We start from the raw sequence: 23,308 nt of genomic DNA on the forward strand, positions 1-23,308 counted from the left end.
TTCTCCCTTAATGAACGAAAACAAAATCGCATTGACCCAGGCGGATCTTATCCCGCTTGAAGACTTCGAATTGTGCTGGCGGTGGAGAGACCCGCAATACATACTCCTTGCGGACGAAGAACTATCCGAAATCACTCCTCTATGTCCAACTGCGGCGCAAAAGGTCTACTCTGTTGCGAGATCGTTTACCCTCGACTCTTCCTTTCGTTTGTCGTCGTCTCTCTTTCGAGAATGTGTTGATTGCGACACTTCTGGCGAGCCCAGCGACGGGCGAAAGTGGCTCGAAAGAGTCACACGATCATTTGATCCTTCACTGGACATTGTTGTAACGTGGAGCGAGGAACTTGCTGTCGCAACGAAGTTGTGGCTGTTCGTGAAATACTGGGACGACTTTTGCTACCCGATGTCGGATGACACTACGGTGTTTCCAAGTGAATTAAAGTGGGCAATTCAGTATTGGCACGAAGAACATCTTTACTTTGGCAAATACGTTCGACAGTCAGATTGATCGCAATCTAACTCATTCATATAAAGTTGCGGCATCGGGGGTCGCACCCGACGATCCAGGCTTATGAGGCCCGGTTGAGCACTGGCTCACCCGCGCTAGTTTTCTTAGTAGCCCGTACGGGATTCGAACCCGTGCCGCGAGATTGAGGGTCTCGCATCCTGCCGCTAGACCAACGGGCCATGTTGCTTTCAGTGCGCCGGGCAGGAGTTGAACCTGCAAAGCTCGAAAGCGGGTGGGTTACAGCCACTTGGGCTCGCCAATGCCCAGCCGACGCATGTCTTTCATCAAGTAGCACGGGTGGGAGTCGAACCCACAAACAGTCACGAAGGTTTGAGCTTCGTCGCTTTGCCAGTTTGCGTACCGCGCCTTAGTAAGCGTCCCCGATGGGATTTGAACCCACGACCTCCTGCGTGACAGGCAGGCGAGCACTCCAAGCTGCTCCACGAGGACAGAGTTTTTGTTGCAGTAGCCCAGGTGGGACTCGAACCCACAGCATCCCTGGTTCTAAGCCAAGGTGGTCTGCCAATTGCCTACCGGGCCATTCTTATTTATGAAGTAGTCCTGGGTGGACTCGAACCACCGATTGCCTTCTTGTAAGGAAGATGCCTTAGCCGCTAGACCACAGGACCATGTAGCGGAAGTCGAGGGACTCGAACCCCCAAGTCGCCGGGGCGACCAACTGTTTTCAAGACAGTCTCCTCATCCGGCCGGATGACTTCCGTTAGCTGCGGGAGTTGGACTCGAACCAACATCAGAGCGTTCAGAGCGCCCCGTCCTACCGTTGAACGACCCCGCATAATTTGTGTTGCTAGTTCCGGGGGTAGGAATCGAACCTACGGACTCCTGCTTCAAAGGCAGGCATCACTACCAGCAGCGACGACCCCGGAATGAATTCGTTCACTTCGAAAGAGTGCCCTGTGGGAGTCGAACCCACCTCGCCAGCTTGGAAGGCTGGAACCTTTACCGCTCGGCCAAGGGCACGCATAGCTGCGGAGGCAGGGATCGAACCTGCGTCTAAGCGATTAACAGTCGCCCTCCCGTACCAGCACAGGACCCACCGCATCAACTAGTCAGGACGGCTGGATTCGAACCAGCGATCCCCTGCTTCCAAAGCAGGCCCAGCGTTTCCTTGTGAAATTGGGACCAAGCTATCCCACGTCCTGAAAAATGCGCCCAGCCGGAATCGAACCGACACATCCTGCATGGCAAGCAGGAAGGCTGCCACTACATCATGGGCGCAAGCTATTGCTAACCAAATTGTCAAAGATCGGGAACGCATCGACGTTCCATGAGCACCGGGTCGGACTCTCTCGCGACGTCGCCGCTGTACGAGAGCGGAGTCTTGGCCGCTAGACGACCAGTGCTTTACTATCAACATGTTTTGCTGAGTATGCTCAATTCACGTATACTTCGAGTTATGTGGAAAATTGGTCTAATTGCATTTCTCACCCTCAGCTTTATTGCCATCGCAGGTACCGAATTCCTTCGCTCCCACGTTCGCCGTATTCGAGAGCGAGATCACCCAGTTACAGGAACTCAAGGTATTGCCATGTGGGGATCTCTAATCACGGGGATATGCCTCTTAGGAACTTTCGTTTGTGGCATCATGGCTTGGTTATCAAGCTAAGTAGCCAAAATAGTAATCAGTGGGACCAGAGGGACTCGAACCCTCACCCCGCCGGTTAAGAGCCGCCCCGACTCCTGGGTAAATGGGCTGCCGCTAACACCTCAGTCCCAAGTTTTCATTCATCAATTGGCGTGGAAGGAATTGAACCTTCGGCCCGCGACTTATAAGGTCGCCGCTCTCACCACTGAGCTACACGCCAGTAGTCGGGCCGGAGGGATTCGAACCCACACCCACCTGATTAAAAGTCAGGGATGCTTCCGTTACACCACAACCCGATAGTTGGTTGGGCATATCTGTTTACATCGCAGGACAGTTGACATCGTGTTTCTCCTTTCGATTCGTAGAACGTTGAAAGTGGTAGCCCTGGGAATTGAACTCAGCGCAACTCGGTTATCAGCCGCCTATAACAATTGATGCTGGGGGCAATAAGCCCTCGACTACCGTGTAAGTCAGAACGGTCGGACTCGAACCGACGATCTCTTGGTCCCAAACCAAGCGCGATGCCAAACTTCGCTACGTTCTGTTTTTATTACCCCGTGAGGGAATCGAACCCTCATCTGCAGATTGAAAGCCTGCAATCCTTACCAATAGACCAACGGGGCAAACAACTTAGCACACATGCCACGAAAGCATGTGAGCGCAAGGCGTTAGTAATCAAATCTCTATCTGCGTACCGGTAGCGCAAAGTGGGCTGGGAGGCGCTCGAATTCTCGTATGCGGTTCTTCAAACCGCCGCCCAGCTTTTGCAGGGAGACGGGGCATCTCAGCTACCAGCCCAAATTTGTTTTGGGGACCGCCTCTTTGATCGAGAGGAGCCAACAAAAAAAGCCCGGCGTCGCTATGACACCGGGCCTTGTGGCTCATCAAAGAGTAGGCCAAGTGTCATAATCGCCGCCCCATTGATTCAAAAGGGCCGCTGGCGAGCGCATATATGGGCTGTTCATTCACCGGTTGGGCAAATGATTTATCAGCCGGCAAACATGCCGCCAGAGATCGGGCTATGAAACTTGGTCTTAAATGAATCATTTTGGTTACCTCTATCTAAACCCAACTCTTAGGTCATTGGCCCATCAATGGAGCAATGTTTCGTTGGTCTCTCTATAAGAGTGTCAAATCGGCATTTGGTTCGTGCAAAATTCTCAAATTCTTCAAATCAACTTTGTGAAAGCATTCACGAGAGCTACTACATTTCACTACTGCCTTGCGCTCACTTGCCGTTTGGGCAAGTGTGCTCAGTTGCTTCCAATGATTACGGTACAAACTCCTCCTTCTTTCTCTACGCTGATCGGGATACCCAGCAACTGCTGCAAGATACGAATGTGAGTTATTGAGTGCCGGGATAGCGGTAGTGTGCGAAATTGACTTCTCTGCTTGTCTTTCCAGGCAGCAATCCCTAACGGCAGCAGTAGCTGGTCCGCCAAGTAAGGGCCAACTGGAGCATCTGTAGCCAAGTAGTCGCGAACTTGCTTCACCGCATTATTCGCAACATGCTCAGCTTTTACACCAGGTCGTCCAAAGCCCGTGAAGACTTCTCGAACGTTTTCCGAGTGCAGTTCAATCATGACAATGTTGCCCGGTCCAGCTGAGTTATTGACTTCCTGGACATGTAAACAGTTGGGCGCCCAATTTAGTTTGTCTGCTGCCGTATCGATCTCACGTTGGGCAATTCTGCGAGAAAGATTAGCCACAAGAGCTGTTGCAGATCGTTGCAAAATTTCGCCCCGTTTTTCTAATTGGAGCCCCCGGAGTTCAGCAGCGGGTGTAATAGCCACACTGAATCGCCCACCACCTGCGGGATAAAATCCATATTGCTCTAAACCGGCCGTAACGTTTGCTCCCATCTTCCTCAGTAGTGGAAAATAAGCATGCTCCAAAAAATCGTAAGGTGGTGACCACGGATTGTGTGTGCCACCCTCGAGTATTAGCTCTGAAGGCTGCTCCGCAATCATTAGTGCTGGCAACACCGTCTGCAGCACCAACGTGGCACTGCCGGCAGTTCCCACTGAAAACTTGTAGTCTCCTGGCTTGATGGCCTGGGGTTGAAACCGGATCGATTGTGAGCCGATTTCATCGCCGTCCACTTCTGCCTGACCGATTTCCACTGCAGCACGCACAGCCGTCAGATGCTGACGCATCAAACCTGGCTTGTCCCGCCCAGCTCGAATCCCCTCGATCTGCACCGATTGACCTGTCACTAGCGCGAGCGCCAGCGATGAGCGGAGGATCTGTCCTCCGCCCTCGCCTTGAGATCCATTGATCAATATTGCATTGGTAGGCACGAATTCCTTGTCCTCAAACTCAGGTTTTGTATTTGCGATAATGTTTTCTTGCAAGTGTAAATCGCCCGATCCATTTGGATGCAGTTCTCTTGGCTATTGGCATCGGCTCTAGAGCTGTAATTTCTATAAGACTAGGCAAAACTTCTAGAGCCTTATAGGCGTGAAGCTTGTGGTGTCCATCGACAACATGTTGTAGGTAAGCGTCTCCAGTAGTCGCCACTATGGCGATTGGTCGACGACCTCCTTGAATCGATCTCTTGTGTTTTTCGATCGTTTGAGCATTCAGCGAAGTCAAGAAACGTGTTTCTAGCAGAAAGTTATCCGGATAAGGGTAGGCTTCCTGAACTTGGCCACCAGCTGGCATAAGCGACCATTCTTCTGGTGTGAAAAATCGGCAACGATACGGTCCATCTCGGAATAGTTTTATTAAAGGATCAAGCTGCTCGGCTAATGACACGTCCTCGCTCATAAACCCGGAGAGGATCGTACGAATCGCGGCAAGCCTTTCTGCAGCCTCGATTTGGTTATCGCAATTAAGCATGTACTGGCCGACGCTTCCATGGCAATCACACCAATTCATAGAAACGGGCTTCTCATTAAATAACAGAGCAGTATCAAAATCGTCGCCCTGCAGTTCGAGGATACCGTTACCACCAGTAATCTCGAACTCTTCGACCCGTTCGCTACTGGGTAGCTGATTGCGTGGTTGTTCAGTCATCTGCTTTATCTCCATCTTTAATCACAAACCGTGCTTTCAACCTTGCAACTTCGCTAGCTAGCCCAGCCGACTTCACTGAGTGCAGTACCTCATCAAAATCTTTGTAAGCAGCTGGTGCTTCATCGATTGGGTAGCTGCGGCAGTTCGTCAAAATGTCAGTCTCGTCAAACGAACGATCGACTTCAGCTTGATCCAGCGCTCGTTTGGCCGCTTTACGACCCAGTTGCCGACCTGCACCGTGGTTGACGCTGTAGCAGCTTAACGCGGCACCTTCATCGGCAACCATCACTGCGGAACCAGCCTGTGGATTGCCTGGCAGCAGGATTGGATGACCAGTTTTGGCAAACGGCGTTCCCTTCAAAGCGTGATGTCCGCCTGGGAACGCACGAGTCGCCCCTTTGCGATGCACCCACGCTGGGCGGTTATCGACAATTTCCTTTCTCGCAATGTTGTGGCTAATAAAATACACCAACTGACCGGTCGTGCCAGGAATCACTTCCTGAAACGCTTCGAGCACCAGAGCGTTGATCAACATATGGTTGACTGTGGCAAAGTTTGCACCGAGCGCCATGTCGTCGAGGTACGCATTTGCTTCAGCCGTGCCAAGCGGTGCGTAAACCAACTGTTTGTCTTGGCCTGGCAACGGAATATCCCACTGCTCAAACTTGTTTTGCAGAGCCTTGAACTGTCCTGTGGCCAATTGATGGCCAATGCCGCGTGAACCGCAGTGCGACAAGAATGCCACACCACCGTCTACTAAGCCAAATACTTCAGCCGCTTCACGAGAGCGTTTGTCCTCACCCACCTGAACGACTTCGCATTCTCCAAAATGGTTGCCGCCTCCGTAGGAGCCAAGCTGCGACATTTTGTCGGCAAACTTATACATGTTTGGCAGCAGCTTCTCTAGGCGGAGCGCGAGCGAACCGGTCGAGTCATTGTGGCCTACGTGGCTGGCGTCTTCACAGTGGTTGGCCCATTCAGCAGGAATCCCCAATTCCTCGCAAACGCCTCTCGAAGCGCCTTCAACAAGCACTCGCTTGCCCAGAGCTTCGTCAACGTGTCGAGATTTAGGCACATTTCGCTGACCGCGACCTGCACCCGTTGGAGTTCGATCGCAAATCGCTTTAATCAATGCGCGACGCACCTTCTTGTCATCTACCGCGTCGGCTGGCAGGCTGGTCTGCAACAGGCTCATTGAACACTTGATGTCAACGCCTACTGGGCCTGGGTAAACATGAGATGGTGACACCATCACGCAACCTACTGGCGCTCCGTAACCGCAATGCGCGTCTGGGTTGAGAACCAAGTCCGTCACACCCGGTGCTTGTCGCGAGTTAATTGCTTGCTGCAAGCACAGGTCATCGAAGGTGTTACGTATTGCTTCGGTACCGATGACGGTAATTGGCTTCTGCTTTCCGCCTGTTGGCATAATCGCAGTCGCTTCGCCATTGGCGATGATTTCGTGTTTTTGTTCAGTTGCCTGTGTCATTGTCATTTGTACCTACCTACTGTCCCTAAAAGCACGGCGACAAGGGTTTGAAGAAACATTGCTGATGCTCTACCGCTGAGCTACAGCCAACTTTGCAGTTGGCTGACGGGATTCGAACCCGCGACCGTCAGATCGATGTAGTTCCTTCGGCATTCGCCGCAAATGTCATTTCCTTAAAAAACGTGACGACAAGTATTGATGAAACGTTCTACGCGCTCTACCAAACTGAGCTACGGCCCCTTTCTATCAGGTCATTATCCTCGCGAGCAAGATCTTGGCCACGCCAAGTCAAGCCGCCTGATAACAAGTGGAGCCGGTGGGATTCGAACCCACGACCTCGGGATCTAAACCATGTAGTTCCATCCGCATTCGTCACGTTTTTCCTTCTATTATCAAAATCAACGACAAGGGGAAGCGAGACGTCCGGCAATCTGTATTTCAAGAAAACCAGGGAGGGATCGAACCTCCTAAACCAATGTAGTCACGCCAGCATTCGTTGATATTTCCTACTTCGTGATTCAAACGGCCGACAAGGCTGAGACACGTGACATTGGGTAAATGTAGTCCCGACAGCATTCGGCCAAAGTTTCTCTGTGTACTCTCCGTCAGGGGAAGGCGGGCCGACACAGAAATCCCACCTTCCCCAAGTATCCGACTTTATAAACGTTCGCTCTCAATCTCGCGGACCCAGTGGTCGACCGAGTGCTTACCTGCTGCCACGTCGGCAAGCAGCTTGAACACTTGATCACTGAATCCTCCCACGTTAACAATGTCCTCGCGTTCCTTCGCTTGGGTCGTTGTGTGTGGCTGGATGTCAATACAAACCATTCGGGCGTGTGGGTTACGAGCCTTGAACTTAGACCACTGGTTCATGGTCTCGGTTCGGCCACCACCGCACCAACCGTAGTTTGGTGAATCTACCCACGACTCGTTATCCGAGACGAAAATCACCAAGTCTCCTTTAGCACGGCGTCGGTTCAGCTCTGCCAGTGGAGCACTACAATTCGTGCCACCTGGCGAAACGCGGGAGATCCGTTCGGCATTCGTCAAAACCGTGTCACGAGCATTTAGGCGAATGTTCACCACTTGCTCCTTAAACGGAATGACTTCAGCTGATGGATTCTTCCGCAATATCGTCGCGGCAACCAGTGCAGCAACATCCAAGCAACGTACAGCAGACGTCGAACCTTGACGAAAGCCTGTCACTGCCGAATGCATCGATCCTGATACATCCGGGCATACGTAAACCTTGCAATCCACACGTGGCACGTTCTTGATCGCCAGCTCCATTGCGTCCTGCAAGGCGTCTCGCACTTCGTGCGGTACGGCTTGATTGGCATTGGTATAGGCGACCAGCAATTGGTACGGAAAGACTCGCGCCTTTTCGACCAATCGCGGGTTACGCAAGCGGTTCGCAACCAGATTCGCAACCTCGCTACTCTCGAACACCCCATGACGCAGAAACGTATTCAGGTTCATTCGCGTCATTTGCCATGAGGCAGTCCGTGCGATCTGTCGCCAGTCCTTCTCAGTCAGTGGCAGTGAGGTCAACATCTGGAACGGTACATCGGGTACTGCGACTTTCCCTGGGTTAGTGTTGCGTTTGAACTTTTCGTATTGCTGCATCAACTCTGGCAATGCATCGTTGTTGTGCTCGCGACCGATCAAGTAACCGTAGAGTGCCTCACGTGACTTTGTCGTTGGCTTAGGGTGAACCATTCGCAGCACATCTGCCAAGGATGGATCATTGCCCACAGAGCCTATAAACAACTGCGTGTCACTACGTGACTCAAGCCACTGCAGGATCAATCGCTTTGGCAAGGAGCCGAGGCTTTTGCGACCAACTACTCCCGAGCGCATGATCTGCACAAAGTTGCGGAGCATCTTCGGTGAATCAATCACACGGTCGAATACTTCGGCCAACAAGCCAGGCGACTTGACTGACAGTACAGCACACAACAGTGCTGGCATGTCCTTCATGTGCCCTTTACCGCGGGCATAAAGTGCCAAGCGGGCGATGAACTCTGGTTCAACTTTCTCGCAGTGCTCAAGCACTGTGTCGAGTTGCTGGTCAGCAGTGATGTAAAAAGTTGAGCCCAAGCAGCCGGTCGCCGCGAGCTGAGCCAACGCTTGCTTGCTGGTACGAGCGTAGGCCAGTCCGCCAGCCTCGTTGAAGCTATCGGCCGAAGGCGTCAGTCGGCCGCGGATCGAGCTGAAGAGTGTTTTGTTTGCCATGGTTATGTCTCCGTAAGAAGGCCAAGTTTTGAGCATGCCTGTTTTCGATGGGAGGCACTATTGCAGCAGGCGTGCCAATTAAGAAAATAGCTACCAAGAGAGGGACGTAAATCCTTTCCCGCAAGTGGTTTAAGTCATTTCTAGTGCGGCTGGTTTGTGTTTTGCGATGACTGGCTGAGTCATAAATTACGATCCGTTCCGATAAGATGTTATAATTCTATATACGCACTGGATCTCGGACGGGAATTGCTATGAAACAAGTTGTCTTTGGCCTATTGGGCACTCGCCTCGACCGAGGGAGCGCCAAGACCGATCGCTGGCAATCATGGCGGCCTACGGTTGCGCTGTGTCAGCACGAAGATCTGCTCATTGACCGCTTCGAGCTCCTGTATGAGCCCAAGATTGCGGATCTGTCCAATACTGTCGCAGAAGACATTCGCTCGATTTCTCCTGAAACCGATGTGCGATTGCACGAAGTCCATTTCCGCGATCCCTGGGACCTGGAGGAAGTCTACTCAAAGCTGCACGAGTTTATGGGTAACTACTCGTTTCGCCCTGAACAAGAAAAGTACCTGGCCAATATCACCACTGGCACACATGTTCAGCAGATCTGTATGTTCCTCTTAGCCGAATCCAGGCATCTTCCAGGCCAGCTGCTCCAAGCGTCGCCACCCAAACGCAAACAGCCAGGGGAAGGCACCTACAAGGTCATCGATCTCGACCTGTCACGTTACGACCAACTTGCTGCTCGCTTCGCCTTAGAGCAACAAGAAAGTTTGTCCTTTCTTAAATCTGGTATCGAAACGAAGAATACCGCATTCAACCAACTGATCGAACGCATCGAAAAAGTAGCCATCCATAGTCAAGCTCCGATGCTGATCACTGGACCCACCGGCGCCGGCAAGAGCCAGCTGGCGCGCCGTGTCTATGAATTAAAACAGCAGCGTCGACAACTCGATGGAAAGTTCGTCGAAGTGAACTGCGCCACGCTACGGGGCGACCAGGCAACGTCGGCGCTGTTCGGCCACGTCAAAGGTGCTTTCACCGGAGCGACTGGTGCTCGCGAAGGGCTGCTCCGCGCGGCCGAAGGCGGCATGCTCTTCCTCGACGAGATTGGCGAGCTGGGCCTAGATGAGCAGGCGATGCTCCTGCGAGCGATTGAAGAAAAGCGGTTTCTACCAGTTGGCGGCGATAGTGAAACTGGTAGCGACTTTCAGTTGATCGCTGGGACCAATCGCGACTTGCAGTCAGACGTCCAGGAAGGGCGTTTTCGAGAAGACTTGCTGTCGAGAATCAACTTGTGGACTTTTCGACTACCTGGTCTAGCTGAGCGCCGTGAGGACATCTCACCCAACCTTGACTATGAGCTAACCCAGTTCTCCGCAACGACAGGAAGCGTTGTGCGCCTGAACAAGGAGGCCCGTACGCGTTTCCTTCGTTTCGCTGAGTCCGAACAAGCAACCTGGCAGGCGAATTTTCGGGATCTCAACGCCGCCATTACGCGCATGGCAACGCTGGCGGCGGGTGGTCGAATCAGCGTCGAACTCGTTGATGAAGAAATCGAACGCTTGAGCCAGCAATGGAAAAGTAATGATAATAGTAATTCAAGTAGCCTTCGAGAGCTGCAGGGCGTCGTCGACGCCCAAGAGCTTGACCGTTTTGATCAAGTTGCTTTGTCAGAAGTCATACGAGTGTGCAAAGCATCGAGCACGCTTTCTCAGGCAGGCCGAAAACTGTTTGCTATATCGCGGCTCTCAAAGGCAAAACCAAACGATGCTGACCGGTTGCGAAAGTATTTGGCTCGATTTAGTTTGAGCTGGGATCAACTGCAGTAGCCTTCTTCCTTGCAACGGTAACTCAAGCCTTTTAACCTTCTCAACCTGGGCTTTCATTCGCCATACAGGAATCGCTTGATCGCATCAGACTGGAGCTGGTCTGCTTGAATGGTTGTGGTTTCCAAGAAGCGGTTGAGCATGGTCGCGTGATGCACCTTTTTGCCATTGCGTTCTGGCAGTATGCCTGGCACGTCGGTGAGAGCGACGCATCGAGTCAAAGCCATCGCTCAGGAATAGTTTGAAGAGCAACTATTCTTCATCGAACAGATTTCCCCCGCAGACTTCAACGAGTCTCTCAACCGGACGAGGATTATTCAATCCGCGATTTATGAAAAACAATGCCTGCGCTTTATCAGATCGGAGGCATAACAGCTGGTAAGTTTGCCGAACAAAATCGGCATTGATATTGTACTTGCTGCGAACCATAGAGCTTAAGCCTGAGCAGCTCGAAAGGCTTGTACTAGGCGAACTGGGTGGAACTAAGGAAGCCGCAAAAATCTTAAAACTGAGTGTCCGCCGCGTTCATAAATTGGCTTAAGACGGGCGAATTGAAATGAGCGTTGAAGGTCGCTACATTTTTACTCGGACGGAACTCGAGCAGTTTAAGAACATTGAACGTCCGCCTGGGCCACCACGAACAGAATCCTAATCTCATCATTAGGTCAGGGATTGGTCCGACTTGCTTGTGAGCTGATTGGAGTGAATGAAGCGTCCAGGATGTTTCAGTTTAGTGTTTGGCATGTCTACAACCTCGCCAAAGAAGGAGTCAACGTGCTTCCTTAGCTGGAGCTTGAGCAATTCATAAACTCGAACGAAGAGCAGCGAAACATAAAAAAGCAAACAAGCAGTTTCCTAGGTGAACGCTGACGCATTAATCTTCCGTAGCTTGATAGGGCAGGATGGTTCACCTTGGCTGATTGTAGCTTTTTAGCTTTGAACGGGCAAAAGCAGCCCTGTTTCATCAAGAGCTTGGACGCGTCGGTTAGCGCCGATCAAAGGGGGACCCAAGAAGCCGGTCCCGGTCGAAACGCCTAATCGCTTTGAAGTTTATCGAGAAGAGAAACTCGGCATCGCCGTCGGTGACAAGGTCCGCTTTAGCCTCGGAGGCACGGGAGTCGATAACAAACGTCGCATTAGTAATGGGCGGATCGACGAAGTCGCCGGCTTTGATAAAAAGGGCAACCTCAAGCTGAAGAGCGGTTTGGTGGTCGCCAAGGACTACGGCCATCTCGACCACGGCTTCGTGATCACGAGCCAAGCCGCGCAAGGGAAAGATGCCAAAAAAGCGATCGCTGCGATGGGTTCGCAGTCACTCCCCGCCATCAACGCCAAGCAGCTCTATGTGACTGCCTCCCGCGGCAAGGAAGACGTCACGCTTTACGTCGATGACAAGCAGGCGGTACGCCGAGCGATCCAAGGCGCGGGGCAGCAGCTCTCGGCCACCGAGATGGTCAAAGACCAACCGCATGTGCGAAAACCGGCCCAACGAGTTGCCAACCCGATTCAAGAGAAACAGCCACGGCCCAACGTGAAGCAGCAGCCTTCCACAACGCCGAGCCGCGTCCAGTCGACTGTCACTCCACAGACTCGCCACGCTCGTCTTCGTCAATCGGTGATGGAACGGGCCCACGCCTGGTGGGCGAAGCGCAGGGCAACTCGTGGACCGAAGCCCTTGAAGCAGTTCCGTGCTACCGCGCACGTTCCCCGTCCACAACACAAACCCCAGCCCGGAAGGAGTTGATGATGGCCAGTAACTTACCTTTTCCCTCCAACGAAAACCGCCAGCACACGGCGGCCGCACTCGCCAGTACCACGCAGGCCCCCTGGAAACGAACCTCGCCGACTGAGCCTGCGCCGCTCATGTTTCAAGTCTGCTTCTGCCACGGTGCGGCAACCAGTTATGCCTATTGCGACTTACGCGAGATTCGCCTCCGCGATGCGGGCTTCTTGCAACTGGGACTGCTAGGCATGGAGAAGCTGTTGATCTCGATTGTCGGTCGCAACCTGTCCGAACTGGCCGACTTGATCGCCACCGGCAAATTGAAATCGTTCACCGAACTGGGCCCACGCACATTCGACCGCCCCGAAACGAGCCCTTCGATCGACAAGGTCACCATCGAAACGCTCACCGGCCACGACTATTGACTCAGCCACGCATACCACCTGTTGCCAGTTCCCTCACCCCCAACGATAAGGAGCGTTACCGATGAGCTTCCTGCCCAACCCAAAACCCAATAAGCACGTCGCTTTGACGGATGTCCCCGCCCTGTTGCCTAAGCGACGCGGCAAAAAGGTTCACCATTCCACCGTGTATCGTTGGGCAACTAAAGGCGTACGTGGCCGCGTACTGGAGAGCGTCAAGGTGGGTAATGTGCGTTTCACCACGGTCTCTGCCCTGAACCGTTTCTTCGAACCAAAGACATCTCGTGACGGAGACGAACGTCGCACGGCGATCAAACGCGCGCTGTATGGCGATCAATAATATGCCAGTGATGATTGCTCGGAACGGATATCGCCCACAAAGAAAGAGCCGCCCGTTTCCGGGCGGCTCCTGTGGGGTGAGGAGCAGGGCTTACGCCTTGCTCGCCTGGTAGTCAGCTTCTTCTAACTCGCGGACCCGGTCGTAGACTAGGCCGTAGAGTCTTGCCGCTTGGATCAGCTGGGTTCCACTCAGAGACGTGGTCTCGTGGTAGTTTCCAGCATCGTCCTTGTAGCTCCGCTGCACAGCCGAGGTCGTGTAGAAGGGGCGACCCTTCTCGCTCTCGTTCTTCCAGATAGCGATCTGCAAGAGGCCGTCCTTGATACGGGCGACAGGTTCGTTAGAGTTTTTAGTTTGGTTTGTCATGGTCTTTCTCCTTTTCTAGTTAGTTGACTTACGCAGCCGACCAGTCAACCGCCAAGCAGGCGTGTCCAATGTTTGCCCGCAGGGACCACAAAAGAATTTCAAGCGCAGCGCCTTGTGAAATTGTTTTTGGCATTTGATTCGACTGCTGCGGGTGACAGGATAGCGCTACTCAATCTGACTTGGAAAGCAGAAAGTTCTGTAGAACGAAATTCAATCACGAACGGATTCTTCGTACGGAGCAAAGTCGCACCTACGGAAGCCGTTCTCTGAGAAGGGCGTGATCGAGCGGTCGTCTCAAAGACTCGGTCCTTGGCCGCGGTGCTGCCAGGGGCAAGGCGGGAGCGACTGCGCGACCACAGAGGCGTGGTGGTGTCCCGGTTGTTCCAAGTGGCGTGGATCTCGCCGGCTGAAGAACGTGAACGTGAGGTGAGAGGAGGCGTCGGGCAAGAGAGGGAGGTGTAGCTCTTGATGCTTACCCCACAGGGGCTGTCTGGATAGGGACGAAATCTTCTGGCGAATTTACCATGGAACATCAAACTCTCAGATCCCCAAACTGCTGGCTCTCAGGTAAGCCTAGCAGTCATGGAACACAACTCACACCACTGAGAGACCGGCGAAGTGGGCGTAGCATGGTGCCCTTGGATTAAGACTGGACAATCTCCTAGAGCCAAAGGATAGAATGGCTGTCCTATTCGATTGCGCAATAACTGGGATATAGGCTACCTGAGAACACACCCCCATGCTTGGTCGATTAAGGCCTCTCAGGCATCTAAAAGGGTAATCGGGTAACTCCACATTGGGCTGCGGTGAAATCAACCGAAGTCAGTTCGCAGAATTAGCTTCATTCAATGTGACTATTCGAGACCTCCACGAGGAGGGGGCATCCTGAAGCACGAACGGAAAGTACGAACTCGCAGAGGTGCGAATCACCTCACGCATTTTGGTCACTTGCTTCTAGCGGGCGGCTGATGCAACCTCGCTCAGTTCGCAGTCTGTGAAACTCGCAGCGGTCTAGTTGCCTATCGCAGATATTGAGTTGCACCAGGCCATCCAGGCATTTTCTCCTTGGCGCAAGCTGGTCTTGTCGACATGCATGGCAACTTCGTTTGCCACTCCAGTATTCAACGTCGATCAGTGCTACTGCTTGGTTGCCAACGATACGTTTCAACTAGGTTAATTCGCCTGCCATTGGTGGCAAAATCTGCACAGTAGCCAAACGTTGAGCCTTCAGCTTTCACTCTCGTGACAGCCGGTCCGGTAACAACTAAGTAAGTCACTACCCGAGGAGTATTCAATTTGAGCAGAGGCTGATTGGATTTGAGTAGGCCGGTGTTTCCATTTTCCAAATGGTAAGTGAAAGTACGCCATGGCCGCATACCCCTAGTAGGTATATCATGGGGGCTGTAAATGTCACTCCATGCGAGACAACTAATGTCAAAGACAATAGACCCGATTTGCGGAATGACGGTCGATGCCAACTCAGCTCTCGTGCTAGAAATTGAAGGCAAGTCGCACTACTTCTGTAGCTCTAGTTGTCGTGATCGCTTCGCAGCCCAACAAGGTGTCTCCGTAACAGCAGAGACTTCATCCGACCCTGGCGATGCTGCCTGCTGCCAAAGTGACTATGATGGCAAAAGTAAGATGAAGCTGCCAACTGACGCCGAGAGCGGTCAAATCTTCACTTGTCCAATGCACCCCGAAGTTGAGCAGGTCGGTCCCGGAAGCTGCCCAAAGTGCGGCATGGACTTGGAACCGAAGACAATTTCTCTTGAAGAGGAAGACGATGGCTCAGAGTCAGCAATGACGCAGCGGTTCTGGGCAGGCGTCGTACTGAGCCTACCTCTGCTGGTGCTAACAATGGGACCGATGGTCGGTTTACCAATTCGTGAGTGGCTATCGCCTAAGATTGAGGGCTGGCTGCAACTGTTTCTGGCAACGCCCGTTGTATTGTGGAGCGGTTGGCCGCTGCTGGCTCGCGGCTGGCAGTCGATTGTCCACCGCAGCCCGAATATGTTTACGCTCATCGCGATTGGCACGCTGACGGCGTTCTTTTTCAGCCTCGCAGCCGTACTGTTTCCTGGAGTCATCCCTCAAGCGTTTTACGAAGCGGGTCGGCCTCCGCTCTACTTTGAAGCTGCGGCGGTAATCATCACACTGGTTCTACTCGGGCAAGTCTTGGAATTACGGGCACGCAAACGGACGAGCGGCGCGATTCGCGAGCTGCTAGAGCTTGCCCCCGAGACGGCCCTGCGAGTCACAGAAGATGGCGAGCAAGAAATACCACTTGAGCAGGTGAAAGCAGGCGACCGTCTACGAGTTCGCCCTGGTGAGAAAACGCCCGTCGATGGAGTCGTTCGAGAAGGCTCAAGTTCCGTCGATGAATCAATGCTCACTGGCGAACCGATTCCGGTTCAGAAATCCGCGGGCGACAAGATCATAGCCGGTACGCTCAACCAAACCGGAGCGCTACTGATCGAGGCCCAGCAGGTGGGTTCGGATACGGTGTTGAGCCGTATTGTGGACATGGTCGCCGCTGCCCAACGCAGCCGAGCGCCGATTCAGAAGTTAGTGGACACGGTAGCGGCGTGGTTCGTCCCTTGTGTCCTGGTGGCGGCACTGATCGCATTTGCGGTCTGGGCTGTCGTTGGACCTCAGCCCCGTTTAGCGCATGCCCTCCTAGCAGCGATCTCGGTGCTGATCATTGCTTGTCCGTGCGCTTTGGGATTGGCGACACCGATGTCCATCATGGTGGGTGTCGGTCGTGGCGCTCGCGAAGGAGTTTTGATCAAGGACGCCCAGGTGCTAGAGACGATGGAACGGGTCGACACCATCGTGGTTGATAAGACGGGGACTCTAACTGAGGGACGCCCGCGCGTCACGGAAGTGATTGCCACAGGCGAGCTGTCAAACGATGAACTCCTTTTGCTGGCCGCCGCTGTTGAACGTTTGAGCGAACACCCGCTTGCCAGAGCGATTGTCGAAGCTGCCGGGGAGAAAGAATTGGAGATTCTCAATGCCGTAGAGTTTGGCAGCACCACCGGCGGAGGAGTTGAAGCTCAGGTTGAGGGGCAACGTATATGCATTGGCAAGCCCGGTTTCTTGGAGGAGCAAGGTGTCTCCGTTGCCGAGCAGTCGATTTCTAAAGCCGAAGCCCTGCAAAGCGAAGGTCAGACTGTTGTGTTTGTTGCAAACGAGAATTCGTTACTGGGCATGATCGGAATCGCTGATCCGATTAAAGAAACGACGCCTGCCGTCATCAAGCAAATTCATGACCTCGGCTTAAAGCTGGTCATGCTCACCGGCGATGCCCAGGCGACGGCCCAAGCCGTTGCCACCAAGCTCAGTATTGACGAGTTACAGGCGGGCGTCTCCCCCGAGCAGAAGCACGACTATGTTCGTAAGCTGCACGATGAGGGACGCGTCGTGGCGATGGCGGGTGACGGCATCAATGATGCGCCCGCCCTAGCGGCTGCCGACGTAGGAATCGCAATGGGCACCGGTAGCGATGTGGCCATCGAGTCGGCAGGAGTGACGCTTGTTGGTGGCGACCTGCGCGGCGTCGTCAAAGCGGCTGCTCTGAGTCGGGCGACGATGCGCAACATCCGGCAGAATTTGGTTTTTGCCTTTGGATACAACGCACTCGGCATCCCTATTGCGGCGGGAGTCCTCTACCCGATCTTCGGTTGGCTGCTGAGCCCCATGATCGCCGCTGCGGCGATGAGCTTGAGCAGTGTGTCGGTGATCGCAAATGCACTCCGGCTACGCAGTGTGAAGCTTTAAGCATTAGCCCGAGTATGTGGCCCGCAAAGTCAACCTGACTGCCGCCAAGTAGACTTCGCCAAGCTATAATCGGTATTTTCCGCATGCAAGGATGTACCCCCCAGGGGTAATTGGACGATGGAAGCACTAGGAATTGCTCTCAGGTTACATCGGCAAGGCAGCCCAAAGCATGAGTTGGCGTCAGGCATCTATCATAGCTGTGGTTTGCATTGTCGGTCTCACCGATACACGCGCTAAATCTCAGGAACTGCTAACCTCGCCAAAAGTAACGATTTTTAACGCCACCGGTCATTCTTACACAAAGCCTCCCGCAATCCCTTCGTCACCCGACGAGGTAGCGTCAATTGACTCGGCGATGAATGAGGCAGCGTCGACATACGGGTTGGATGAACTACTATCGCTAGCATCGGACAATAACCCAACACTCCGCCAGTCACGGCTGCATATCTCAGCCGAATTGGGTAAGGCACTACAGGCCGGACTCTATCCCAATCCGACTCTTTCCTACTCGGGCGAGCAAATCTTTCTGGACGTCGAGGGAGATAAGGATTCACCGGGTGAGTTTCAAGGCGGCGTGCTTGAGCAACGTTTTGTAACTGCGGGAAAGTTGCGTTTGAGCCGTCAAAAGTACATGCGGCGAGCCCATGTTGCTGAGCATCAAGCGATGGTGCAGCGATTCCGCGTTTGCAACGATGTGCGGATTCACTTCTATCGCACACTCGCTGCCAGCCAGTCGCTCGCCATCCAACGAGAGTTGGTCAAGACGGCTGAGGATTCTGCTGTCACCGCACAAGAATCGTACAATATGGGGCAAGCTCGTCGCCCCGAAGTCCGCCGCGCGAACATCACTTTGCAAAGGGCTCGACTGGCGGTGATGAAAGCAGAGAACGCTCATCGCGAGGCGTTCCGCAGCTTGACCGCCCTTGTTGGAATTCCGCTGACCGAAGGCATGGTCGTGGGCGAGCTTTTGACGCAATGCGATCCACTGTCATTCGACGAAGCGCTCGGTCGTCTATTGGCCGAAAGCCCAGAGATTGCAGCAGCACGTGCGAAGTTGTCGGTTGACAACGCAACCATCCAACGAGAGAGCGTTGAATGGGTCCCCGATGTCGTCGTAAGTGGTGGAACGGGCTACAACTTCGATGCCAAAGAAACAACAGCAGTCGCGGGGATTTCGCTTGAAATTCCTTTCTATGATCGCAATCAAGGAACGATGCGGCAAGCACGGGCCGACTACGCTCGGCAACGGCAAGAAATACAGCGAGTTGAACTCCAGCTCCGCAATCGCTTAGCGACTGTCTATCAGCAGTACGTCACGGCACTACAGCATGTGTATGAGTATGAACGAGTAATTCTCCCTGAGTCGAAAGCTGCATACGCAGAACTGCTGGGTAGCTACAAGGAGAATCGAGTTGATTGGCCTGACGTGTTAATGGCTCAACACGATTATTTTGACGCACGATTGTTGCAAGTCGATAATCTCTTGATGGCTCGTGAGCATGAAGTGCTGATTCACGGCTATTTGCTTTACGATGGCTTAATGGCGGCAGAGGGCGTTGGGCCTCCGGGACATATCGACGCCGTACCAAAGCCTCGGTAAGTCAGCCGACACCGAATAGGCAGTAGCAGTAAGCGTTTCCAAGCGAGATCAATACCATGCAAGAACCGCAAGCAACCCCACCTCGTCGCGACTTCCTAAAAAAATCGGCACTGGCTGCCGGTGGCGCGCTGGCTGGAAACCTGCTCGCCACTCCCGCACAAGCACAGGAAGGCCCAGCGATGCAGGGCATGAATATGCAAGGCTCGGGCAGTCGTCACGACATGCACGGCAGCGGCACTAAGCTACCGTCGCCTATCGGTGACGAAAATGCAGGTGTGCCATCTGGTGTCCAGGATGAGTACGACGGTTTCCGCCGCTTTACCCCGAGTCGCGGAAATAGTCCCGACTCCGACTACTATCTCGGTAAGTTAGTTCCGGGAATGCGCTCTGCCAGTGATGGACCCGCACCATTCGAGACGCCCGACATTCCGAAGCTGCCATTCAAGATGGTAGATGGCGTGAAAGAATTTCATTTAGTGGCAACCCCGGTCGAAGCGGAATTTCTTCCCGGCTACAAAATGAATGTCTACGGATACAACGGCAGTATGCCGGGGCCGACAATTGAAGTCACGCAGGGGGATCGAGTTCGCATTGTCGTCACCAACGAGTTGCCCGAAAATACCTACATGCATTGGCACGGCTTTGAGTGCCGCGTGCAATACGATGGGGCTGCCGAACTAATCCAAGGTCCAATCAAGCCAGGTAAGAGTTTTAACTACGAGTTTACTTTCCACGAAGAAGGGACGTTCTTCTACCATTCCCATGTCGCCATGCAAGAAGCCTTCGGGATGGTAGGCTGGTTTATCGTGCATCCCAAGCGAGTCTTCGACCCGCCCGTCGATAGAGACTTCGGCTTGCTCTTTCAAAACTTCGCCATCGAACCGAGCCAAACCATCGCCGATAGTTGGTCGATGGATTGGAACTGGCATACGATCAACGGACGCAGCGGGCCGTTCAACTCCCCGCTGGTTTGCAAGCATGGCGAGCGGGTGCGGATTCGTATTCTTAATTTCGCTCCTATTCAGCATCATCCGATTCACTTGCACGGCCACACTTTCTGGATCACCGGCCACGAAGGGGCGCGCATTCCAAAAAGTGCCTGGATACCTCGCAACACCGAATTGATTGGTGTCGCGCAAGCAACTGATTTCGAGTTTATCGCCAACAATCCGGGCGACTGGATGATGCACTGCCACATGGTGCATCACATGATGAATCACATGACCCGGCAAGTTGGCCCGAGGGTTCGTCCGAATCAATCGGTGGATGCCTATCTGGCGAATTTGGATCGGGTTCCTGATGTGAATCTGAATAATCCTGACCCAGGGTTCCATACTCCCGGCTATCCCCAAGACATGAAGGGGATGAATATGGCCGCGATGATGGACAAGCGAATCACCGGGCGACGCGAAACGCTGGGGATGCGGCAAGGTTGGCAGATGGCCATCATGGGCCTGATGCTCGCTGTCCGCGTTCTGCCGGAAGATCTGTACCACTTGGTCATGGAAACCGACGAACCTATACAGCCGGGTGCTGTTCTTGCTGAAATCGTGCGGCGATTCGGTGATCCTTCTGATTATCAAGCAGCACCAATGAAGCACGGAATGATGTAGCATCGACGACAGGATACCCCTGGTGGGTATGGGATTTGCTCAGTAACTTACTACTGACAATTCCGTAACCTAAACCCAGGAGTCATTCGATGGTCCAAAACACGTCGTATCAAAATTGTATCGAGGCTTGTCAGGAGTGTGCGGCCGAATGTTTGTCGAATGTCGTGTCTATGCTCGGCAAGAAAAGCGACAACGCCTGCCCTAAGTGCTGCCTAGAATGTGCTGCGATTTGCAGGCTCTGCGTGGAAATGATGGCGATTGACGCCAAATTCGCGTCAGAAGCCTGCCGCTTGTGCGTGAAGGTTTGTGAGTGGTGTGCCGAGCAGTGTGCAGCGCACGACCACGATCACTGCCAGCAGTGTGCCGAGAGTTGCCGCCGCTGCGTCGAGGCTTGCCAATCGGTCGCCAAATAACCAGCTTGGTCTCGCATCGGCTAGCAGGCCCGTTCAATAGGGTCGCACGCCATCAATCGGCACGCTATTATAGATGACCTAGATAGTCCATCTTGTTACACCGATTGATGGCAGCCGATGCTCTCTGACGACGAAAAAACGAAGCTCGCAAACCGCTTGCGCCGAATTTCGGGGCAAGTCTCTGCTGTGCAGAGGATGATTGATGAAGACGAATACTGCGTTGACATTTTGATGCAGATTGCTGCCGCTAGTGGCGCCTTAGGGAAAGTCGGCCAACTGATTTTTGAAAGCCACGTTCACTCGTGCGTGAAAAACGCGATGGTCGATGGCAACACCAAAGAGCGAGACGAGAAACTTGCAGAGCTAGTTGAGCTTTTCCGCAAGTACGCTCGAATTGACTAGGCCAGTACATTTTTCATAGAAGCCAAGAACTTGCTACAAGCATGTTTCTAGTTAACTGGTACTTCCTCGCAGGCTGCCAATAGTCGACGTATCCGATCGACTTCATCGTCTGTGAGTCGATCCTGATTGGTATTGGCAAAAGGCTGCACGCTAGCAATTCGCTCAGGCGAACGAAGCTTGATACTTGGATGTCGCTCACATATCTCGCGAATGATTGTTTGTGGATTCTCGCAGAATGACTCATATGACACATCTGTCCAACGTTCACTGCTAATCTGTTCTCTTTGACGTTTGAGCAGCCTCTCATTGGCAGCAACTTGACGACAAACTGCTTCGACATCATCCATTGGATTTCCAGTAGCTGAGGAATCAACGCTACTTAGCCCCCAGCCTACCTTGCGATTTCCTTGCACCCACTCCCGAGCTTTGAGAAGTGATTGTGCGACGTAAACGGGCTCACGGTGAACGGCAATGAAATGTGCGTTGGGCAGCAGTTCAGAGAGCAAAGTGGTGCAGGCCAGATTGCGGTTATTTTTATTGAGCAGCGGCTTGGACGTAATGTGTGTCCATACGTGAAAGAACTGGCGCATTTTTCGGGCGGTTGATGAGTCCAAGGCAGACATTGCGTCATATCGCTCAATCCCCAAGTAGCGATTCCAAACGTGAAAAGCGTCGTTCACGCCCCTGAATCCACTCGTATTGCCGTATAAGTTTTCTCCAGTTACTGGCCCTGGGTCTAATCGCTTCTGAAAATACTTTGCCGCTGAAAGCGGGGACTTTCTAAACATGGCATTGAAGTTCGTGAAATAACTTACATCCAAACAGGACGCTAAAACTTGGTGCAATAGGCTAGTGCCGCTTCTTGGTGGACCCACGATGAGCAGCAGAGGGAAATCCGTCTTAAAGTCTTGGGCAAGCAGTGAGCGTTCTGACACCTTGAGCCAGTTGTCCAGTGGCTTTACGAATTGAGTGAGTGCTTCTCGGACAACGAGATGCTTGCCTACCGTACCACCTCGACACAAGAGACGAGAGATAAGGCCAACCGGGTCTTTGAAATTACCATAGAACTTGCGATTTGGGCGTTCCGTTGGTTGTACACTCGAAGAAGAAGTTGGCATTGAAGGCTTTCAACGTTTCTTTGGATAAAGGGCGGGGGCGATGGGCAATACCAAACAGTGAGACGAGAAACTCGACGAGTTGATTGAAAACTTTCGGAAGTAAGGCGACGTGATGGATTGACCGCAAACGCCTAGACGCAGTCTCCAAATGCTAGAATCGGGCCTGTCGGTTTTGGGTACTTGCCCACGACCCATCTTCCGATTCCAAACCGCCAGTAGGTTGCCGCCTTGTTGAATCCAGCTCGATGGAAAGCCGACTGAGCAGAGTCGTTAACTATTTCCGTGGTTGCCACTAAGTATTTGATGCCATCGCTCTTTCTCAGAGAATCCGCTGCGCATCCCAGAACTTTCGACATCAGTCCTTTTCCACGAGCATCGGAAGACGTGTAAGCATGGAAAACGAACGTAGCATTGTCCTGTAACAGAATGGGAGTCGCTGTAGACGAGTCCCTGCCGTAGTTCATTCCCGCTTCCGCGGAGCCGAGGTGAAACCACGCAAACGATAGTAAATGGCCGCCTGACTCGACGCCAAAACACGATAGGTTGCGTTCTTCAATTCGTGCCACTAAAGTTTGGCAGTACGGTGCCTCACTGTTGAGTATGTGTTCCTGTAGCGATTCAAGACTTAGCATCCTAGCCTTCTTGTCACTCGCGGTGATTTTCGATACTTGTTCGACGTGCCCAACTAACACCGAGACACCTTCAAGCACAATAAGCCGTTGTAAGCAGCGGTATCCAAATCGAAAAATTCTTTGCAGCGTCATGCTAGAGTCCAGATTGCTATAAAAGGGCGGGGGCGACGGGGCGTTTCGGTACGGAGGACCGTTACCTCCACGCGTCGCCACC

At 53.1% G+C, this 23,308-nt stretch carries 19 protein-coding genes and 20 tRNA genes; 10 read left to right on the top strand and 29 right to left on the bottom strand.

Translation table 11 applies throughout. The annotated features are described in order from the left end of the window. The first annotated feature begins 10 nt into the window (after window positions 1-10). Complete coding sequence (locus tag HG15A2_RS24010) at window positions 11-508, top strand: hypothetical protein (protein WP_218931907.1); 498 nt, start codon at window positions 11-13, stop codon at window positions 506-508. A gap of 108 nt (window positions 509-616) precedes the next feature. On the opposite strand, the gene HG15A2_RS12060 is transcribed toward HG15A2_RS24010, so the two are convergent. The 24 genes from HG15A2_RS12060 to HG15A2_RS12140 form a co-directional block, all read right to left on the bottom strand. Then, window positions 617-687 (bottom strand) — tRNA-Glu (locus HG15A2_RS12060). A 13-nt stretch (window positions 688-700) separates the two neighbouring features. Then, window positions 701-782, bottom strand: a tRNA-Tyr gene (locus HG15A2_RS24015). Between the two features lie 15 nt (window positions 783-797). Further along, window positions 798-875: transfer RNA gene (locus HG15A2_RS12065), tRNA-Leu, on the bottom strand. 8 nt (window positions 876-883) lie between these two features. Continuing rightward, a tRNA-Asp gene (locus HG15A2_RS12070) sits at window positions 884-958 on the bottom strand. Between the two features lie 16 nt (window positions 959-974). Further along, a tRNA-Leu gene (locus HG15A2_RS12075) sits at window positions 975-1,048 on the bottom strand. Between the two features lie 16 nt (window positions 1,049-1,064). After that, a tRNA-Val gene (locus HG15A2_RS12080) sits at window positions 1,065-1,137 on the bottom strand. A 6-nt stretch (window positions 1,138-1,143) separates the two neighbouring features. Continuing rightward, window positions 1,144-1,228 (bottom strand) — tRNA-Ser (locus HG15A2_RS24020). 5 nt (window positions 1,229-1,233) lie between these two features. After that, a tRNA-Gln gene (locus tag HG15A2_RS12085) sits at window positions 1,234-1,304 on the bottom strand. Window positions 1,305-1,320: 16 nt separating this feature from the next. After that, a tRNA-Gln gene (locus tag HG15A2_RS12090) sits at window positions 1,321-1,395 on the bottom strand. 22 nt (window positions 1,396-1,417) lie between these two features. Next, window positions 1,418-1,489, bottom strand: a tRNA-Gly gene (locus HG15A2_RS12095). Between the two features lie 6 nt (window positions 1,490-1,495). Further along, window positions 1,496-1,570, bottom strand: a tRNA-Asn gene (locus HG15A2_RS24025). Between the two features lie 8 nt (window positions 1,571-1,578). After that, a tRNA-OTHER gene (locus HG15A2_RS24030) sits at window positions 1,579-1,671 on the bottom strand. A 5-nt stretch (window positions 1,672-1,676) separates the two neighbouring features. Continuing rightward, window positions 1,677-1,747 (bottom strand) — tRNA-Gly (locus HG15A2_RS12100). A 52-nt stretch (window positions 1,748-1,799) separates the two neighbouring features. Next, a tRNA-Thr gene (locus HG15A2_RS24035) sits at window positions 1,800-1,872 on the bottom strand. Between the two features lie 283 nt (window positions 1,873-2,155). Further along, window positions 2,156-2,244, bottom strand: a tRNA-OTHER gene (locus HG15A2_RS24040). 17 nt (window positions 2,245-2,261) lie between these two features. After that, a tRNA-Ile gene (locus tag HG15A2_RS12105) sits at window positions 2,262-2,334 on the bottom strand. A 4-nt stretch (window positions 2,335-2,338) separates the two neighbouring features. After that, window positions 2,339-2,410, bottom strand: a tRNA-Lys gene (locus tag HG15A2_RS12110). A gap of 174 nt (window positions 2,411-2,584) precedes the next feature. Continuing rightward, a tRNA-Pro gene (locus tag HG15A2_RS12115) sits at window positions 2,585-2,658 on the bottom strand. Between the two features lie 7 nt (window positions 2,659-2,665). Then, a tRNA-Glu gene (locus HG15A2_RS12120) sits at window positions 2,666-2,737 on the bottom strand. Window positions 2,738-2,822: 85 nt separating this feature from the next. Beyond that, window positions 2,823-2,912, bottom strand: a tRNA-Phe gene (locus tag HG15A2_RS24045). A 455-nt stretch (window positions 2,913-3,367) separates the two neighbouring features. Beyond that, entirely contained in the window at window positions 3,368-4,414 is a 1,047-nt protein-coding gene (gene rtcA, locus HG15A2_RS12125) for an RNA 3'-terminal phosphate cyclase (protein WP_246117717.1), read from the bottom strand. Window positions 4,415-4,433: 19 nt separating this feature from the next. After that, window positions 4,434-5,132, bottom strand: a complete 699-nt coding sequence (locus HG15A2_RS12130) for a hypothetical protein (RefSeq protein WP_145060488.1) — start codon at window positions 5,130-5,132, stop codon at window positions 4,434-4,436. Continuing rightward, window positions 5,125-6,627 (bottom strand): RtcB family protein, encoded by a 1,503-nt coding sequence (locus HG15A2_RS12135; RefSeq protein WP_145060489.1) that lies wholly within the window; start codon window positions 6,625-6,627, stop codon window positions 5,125-5,127. The genes HG15A2_RS12130 and HG15A2_RS12135 overlap by 8 nt, the downstream gene beginning before the upstream one ends. Window positions 6,628-7,278: 651 nt before the next feature. After that, window positions 7,279-8,856 (bottom strand): TROVE domain-containing protein, encoded by a 1,578-nt coding sequence (locus tag HG15A2_RS12140; protein WP_145060490.1) that lies wholly within the window; start codon window positions 8,854-8,856, stop codon window positions 7,279-7,281. Between the two features lie 251 nt (window positions 8,857-9,107). Between HG15A2_RS12140 and rtcR the strand changes: the two genes are divergently transcribed. Continuing rightward, the gene (gene rtcR, locus HG15A2_RS12145; RefSeq protein ID WP_218931908.1) at window positions 9,108-10,691 is read left to right on the top strand and encodes an RNA repair transcriptional activator RtcR; all 1,584 of its coding nucleotides are present in this window, start codon (window positions 9,108-9,110) and stop codon (window positions 10,689-10,691) included. A gap of 53 nt (window positions 10,692-10,744) precedes the next feature. On the opposite strand, the gene HG15A2_RS24050 is transcribed toward rtcR, so the two are convergent. Next, complete coding sequence (locus HG15A2_RS24050) at window positions 10,745-10,915, bottom strand: hypothetical protein (protein ID WP_218931909.1); 171 nt, start codon at window positions 10,913-10,915, stop codon at window positions 10,745-10,747. A gap of 758 nt (window positions 10,916-11,673) precedes the next feature. After that, a complete protein-coding gene (locus tag HG15A2_RS12150) occupies window positions 11,674-11,919 on the bottom strand; it encodes a hypothetical protein (RefSeq protein WP_145060492.1) in 246 nt (81 codons plus the stop codon). On the opposite strand from HG15A2_RS12150, the gene HG15A2_RS12155 reads away from it, so the two are divergent. The 3 genes from HG15A2_RS12155 (at window position 11,896) to HG15A2_RS12165 (ending at window position 13,173) form a co-directional block, all read left to right on the top strand. Beyond that, window positions 11,896-12,432, top strand: a complete 537-nt coding sequence (locus HG15A2_RS12155) for a hypothetical protein (RefSeq protein WP_145060493.1) — start codon at window positions 11,896-11,898, stop codon at window positions 12,430-12,432. The genes HG15A2_RS12150 and HG15A2_RS12155 overlap by 24 nt on opposite strands. 2 nt (window positions 12,433-12,434) lie before the next feature. After that, the gene (locus HG15A2_RS12160; RefSeq protein WP_145060494.1) at window positions 12,435-12,836 is read left to right on the top strand and encodes a hypothetical protein; all 402 of its coding nucleotides are present in this window, start codon (window positions 12,435-12,437) and stop codon (window positions 12,834-12,836) included. 61 nt (window positions 12,837-12,897) lie between these two features. Further along, window positions 12,898-13,173 carry a DUF1580 domain-containing protein gene (locus HG15A2_RS12165; RefSeq protein ID WP_145060495.1) on the top strand — a complete coding sequence of 92 codons (276 nt, stop codon included), beginning with the start codon at window positions 12,898-12,900 and terminating at the stop codon, window positions 13,171-13,173. Between the two features lie 90 nt (window positions 13,174-13,263). Here HG15A2_RS12165 and HG15A2_RS12170 read toward each other — a convergent pair whose 3' ends face one another. Beyond that, entirely contained in the window at window positions 13,264-13,536 is a 273-nt protein-coding gene (locus tag HG15A2_RS12170; protein ID WP_145060496.1) for a hypothetical protein, read from the bottom strand. 1,431 nt (window positions 13,537-14,967) lie between these two features. On the opposite strand from HG15A2_RS12170, the gene HG15A2_RS12175 reads away from it, so the two are divergent. The 5 genes from HG15A2_RS12175 to HG15A2_RS12195 all read left to right on the top strand — a co-directional run bounded on the left by HG15A2_RS12175 (window position 14,968) and on the right by HG15A2_RS12195 (window position 21,344). Beyond that, window positions 14,968-17,316 (top strand): heavy metal translocating P-type ATPase, encoded by a 2,349-nt coding sequence (locus tag HG15A2_RS12175; RefSeq protein WP_145060497.1) that lies wholly within the window; start codon window positions 14,968-14,970, stop codon window positions 17,314-17,316. Between the two features lie 169 nt (window positions 17,317-17,485). Continuing rightward, window positions 17,486-18,916, top strand: a complete 1,431-nt coding sequence (locus HG15A2_RS12180) for a TolC family protein (protein WP_218931910.1) — start codon at window positions 17,486-17,488, stop codon at window positions 18,914-18,916. A gap of 56 nt (window positions 18,917-18,972) precedes the next feature. After that, window positions 18,973-20,529 (top strand): multicopper oxidase domain-containing protein, encoded by a 1,557-nt coding sequence (locus tag HG15A2_RS12185; RefSeq protein ID WP_145060498.1) that lies wholly within the window; start codon window positions 18,973-18,975, stop codon window positions 20,527-20,529. Between the two features lie 251 nt (window positions 20,530-20,780). After that, window positions 20,781-20,942, top strand: coding sequence for a four-helix bundle copper-binding protein (locus HG15A2_RS25130; RefSeq protein ID WP_391483924.1), 162 nt, complete (start codon window positions 20,781-20,783; stop codon window positions 20,940-20,942). A 117-nt stretch (window positions 20,943-21,059) separates the two neighbouring features. Then, window positions 21,060-21,344 carry a metal-sensitive transcriptional regulator gene (locus HG15A2_RS12195; protein ID WP_145060500.1) on the top strand — a complete coding sequence of 95 codons (285 nt, stop codon included), beginning with the start codon at window positions 21,060-21,062 and terminating at the stop codon, window positions 21,342-21,344. 47 nt (window positions 21,345-21,391) lie between these two features. On the opposite strand, the gene HG15A2_RS12200 is transcribed toward HG15A2_RS12195, so the two are convergent. Both HG15A2_RS12200 and HG15A2_RS25135 read right to left on the bottom strand, forming a co-directional pair. After that, complete coding sequence (locus HG15A2_RS12200; protein WP_145060501.1) at window positions 21,392-22,462, bottom strand: sulfotransferase family protein; 1,071 nt, start codon at window positions 22,460-22,462, stop codon at window positions 21,392-21,394. 131 nt (window positions 22,463-22,593) lie between these two features. Then, on the bottom strand, window positions 22,594-23,226 hold the full coding sequence (locus HG15A2_RS25135) for a GNAT family N-acetyltransferase (protein WP_145060502.1): 633 nt from the start codon (window positions 23,224-23,226) through the stop codon (window positions 22,594-22,596). Between the last annotated feature and the right edge of the window lie 82 nt (window positions 23,227-23,308).

It is taken from the genome of Adhaeretor mobilis, assembly GCF_007741515.1.
Taxonomy (GTDB): Bacteria; Planctomycetota; Planctomycetia; order Pirellulales; family Lacipirellulaceae; genus Adhaeretor; species Adhaeretor mobilis.

What these genes read in the sequence shown, in the direction of transcription:
- HG15A2_RS12170 (WP_145060496.1), bottom strand. Translation starts at nt 13,536, where the DNA reads ATGACAAACCAAACTAAAAACTCTAACGAACCTGTCGCCCGTATCAAG.
- HG15A2_RS12140 (WP_145060490.1), bottom strand. Translation starts at nt 8,856, where the DNA reads ATGGCAAACAAAACACTCTTCAGCTCGATCCGCGGCCGACTGACGCCT.
- HG15A2_RS12200 (WP_145060501.1), bottom strand. Translation starts at nt 22,462, where the DNA reads ATGCCAACTTCTTCTTCGAGTGTACAACCAACGGAACGCCCAAATCGC.
- HG15A2_RS12165 (WP_145060495.1), top strand. Translation starts at nt 12,898, where the DNA reads ATGAGCTTCCTGCCCAACCCAAAACCCAATAAGCACGTCGCTTTGACG.
- HG15A2_RS12130 (WP_145060488.1), bottom strand. Translation starts at nt 5,132, where the DNA reads ATGACTGAACAACCACGCAATCAGCTACCCAGTAGCGAACGGGTCGAA.
- HG15A2_RS12180 (WP_218931910.1), top strand. Translation starts at nt 17,486, where the DNA reads ATGAGTTGGCGTCAGGCATCTATCATAGCTGTGGTTTGCATTGTCGGT.
- HG15A2_RS12175 (WP_145060497.1), top strand. Translation starts at nt 14,968, where the DNA reads ATGTCAAAGACAATAGACCCGATTTGCGGAATGACGGTCGATGCCAAC.
- HG15A2_RS12160 (WP_145060494.1), top strand. Translation starts at nt 12,435, where the DNA reads ATGGCCAGTAACTTACCTTTTCCCTCCAACGAAAACCGCCAGCACACG.
- rtcR (WP_218931908.1), top strand. Translation starts at nt 9,108, where the DNA reads ATGAAACAAGTTGTCTTTGGCCTATTGGGCACTCGCCTCGACCGAGGG.
- HG15A2_RS25135 (WP_145060502.1), bottom strand. Translation starts at nt 23,226, where the DNA reads ATGACGCTGCAAAGAATTTTTCGATTTGGATACCGCTGCTTACAACGG.
- HG15A2_RS25130 (WP_391483924.1), top strand. Translation starts at nt 20,781, where the DNA reads ATGGCGATTGACGCCAAATTCGCGTCAGAAGCCTGCCGCTTGTGCGTG.
- HG15A2_RS24010 (WP_218931907.1), top strand. Translation starts at nt 11, where the DNA reads ATGAACGAAAACAAAATCGCATTGACCCAGGCGGATCTTATCCCGCTT.
- HG15A2_RS24050 (WP_218931909.1), bottom strand. Translation starts at nt 10,915, where the DNA reads ATGGCTTTGACTCGATGCGTCGCTCTCACCGACGTGCCAGGCATACTG.
- HG15A2_RS12150 (WP_145060492.1), bottom strand. Translation starts at nt 11,919, where the DNA reads ATGGCCGTAGTCCTTGGCGACCACCAAACCGCTCTTCAGCTTGAGGTT.
- HG15A2_RS12185 (WP_145060498.1), top strand. Translation starts at nt 18,973, where the DNA reads ATGCAAGAACCGCAAGCAACCCCACCTCGTCGCGACTTCCTAAAAAAA.
- HG15A2_RS12195 (WP_145060500.1), top strand. Translation starts at nt 21,060, where the DNA reads ATGCTCTCTGACGACGAAAAAACGAAGCTCGCAAACCGCTTGCGCCGA.
- HG15A2_RS12135 (WP_145060489.1), bottom strand. Translation starts at nt 6,627, where the DNA reads ATGACAATGACACAGGCAACTGAACAAAAACACGAAATCATCGCCAAT.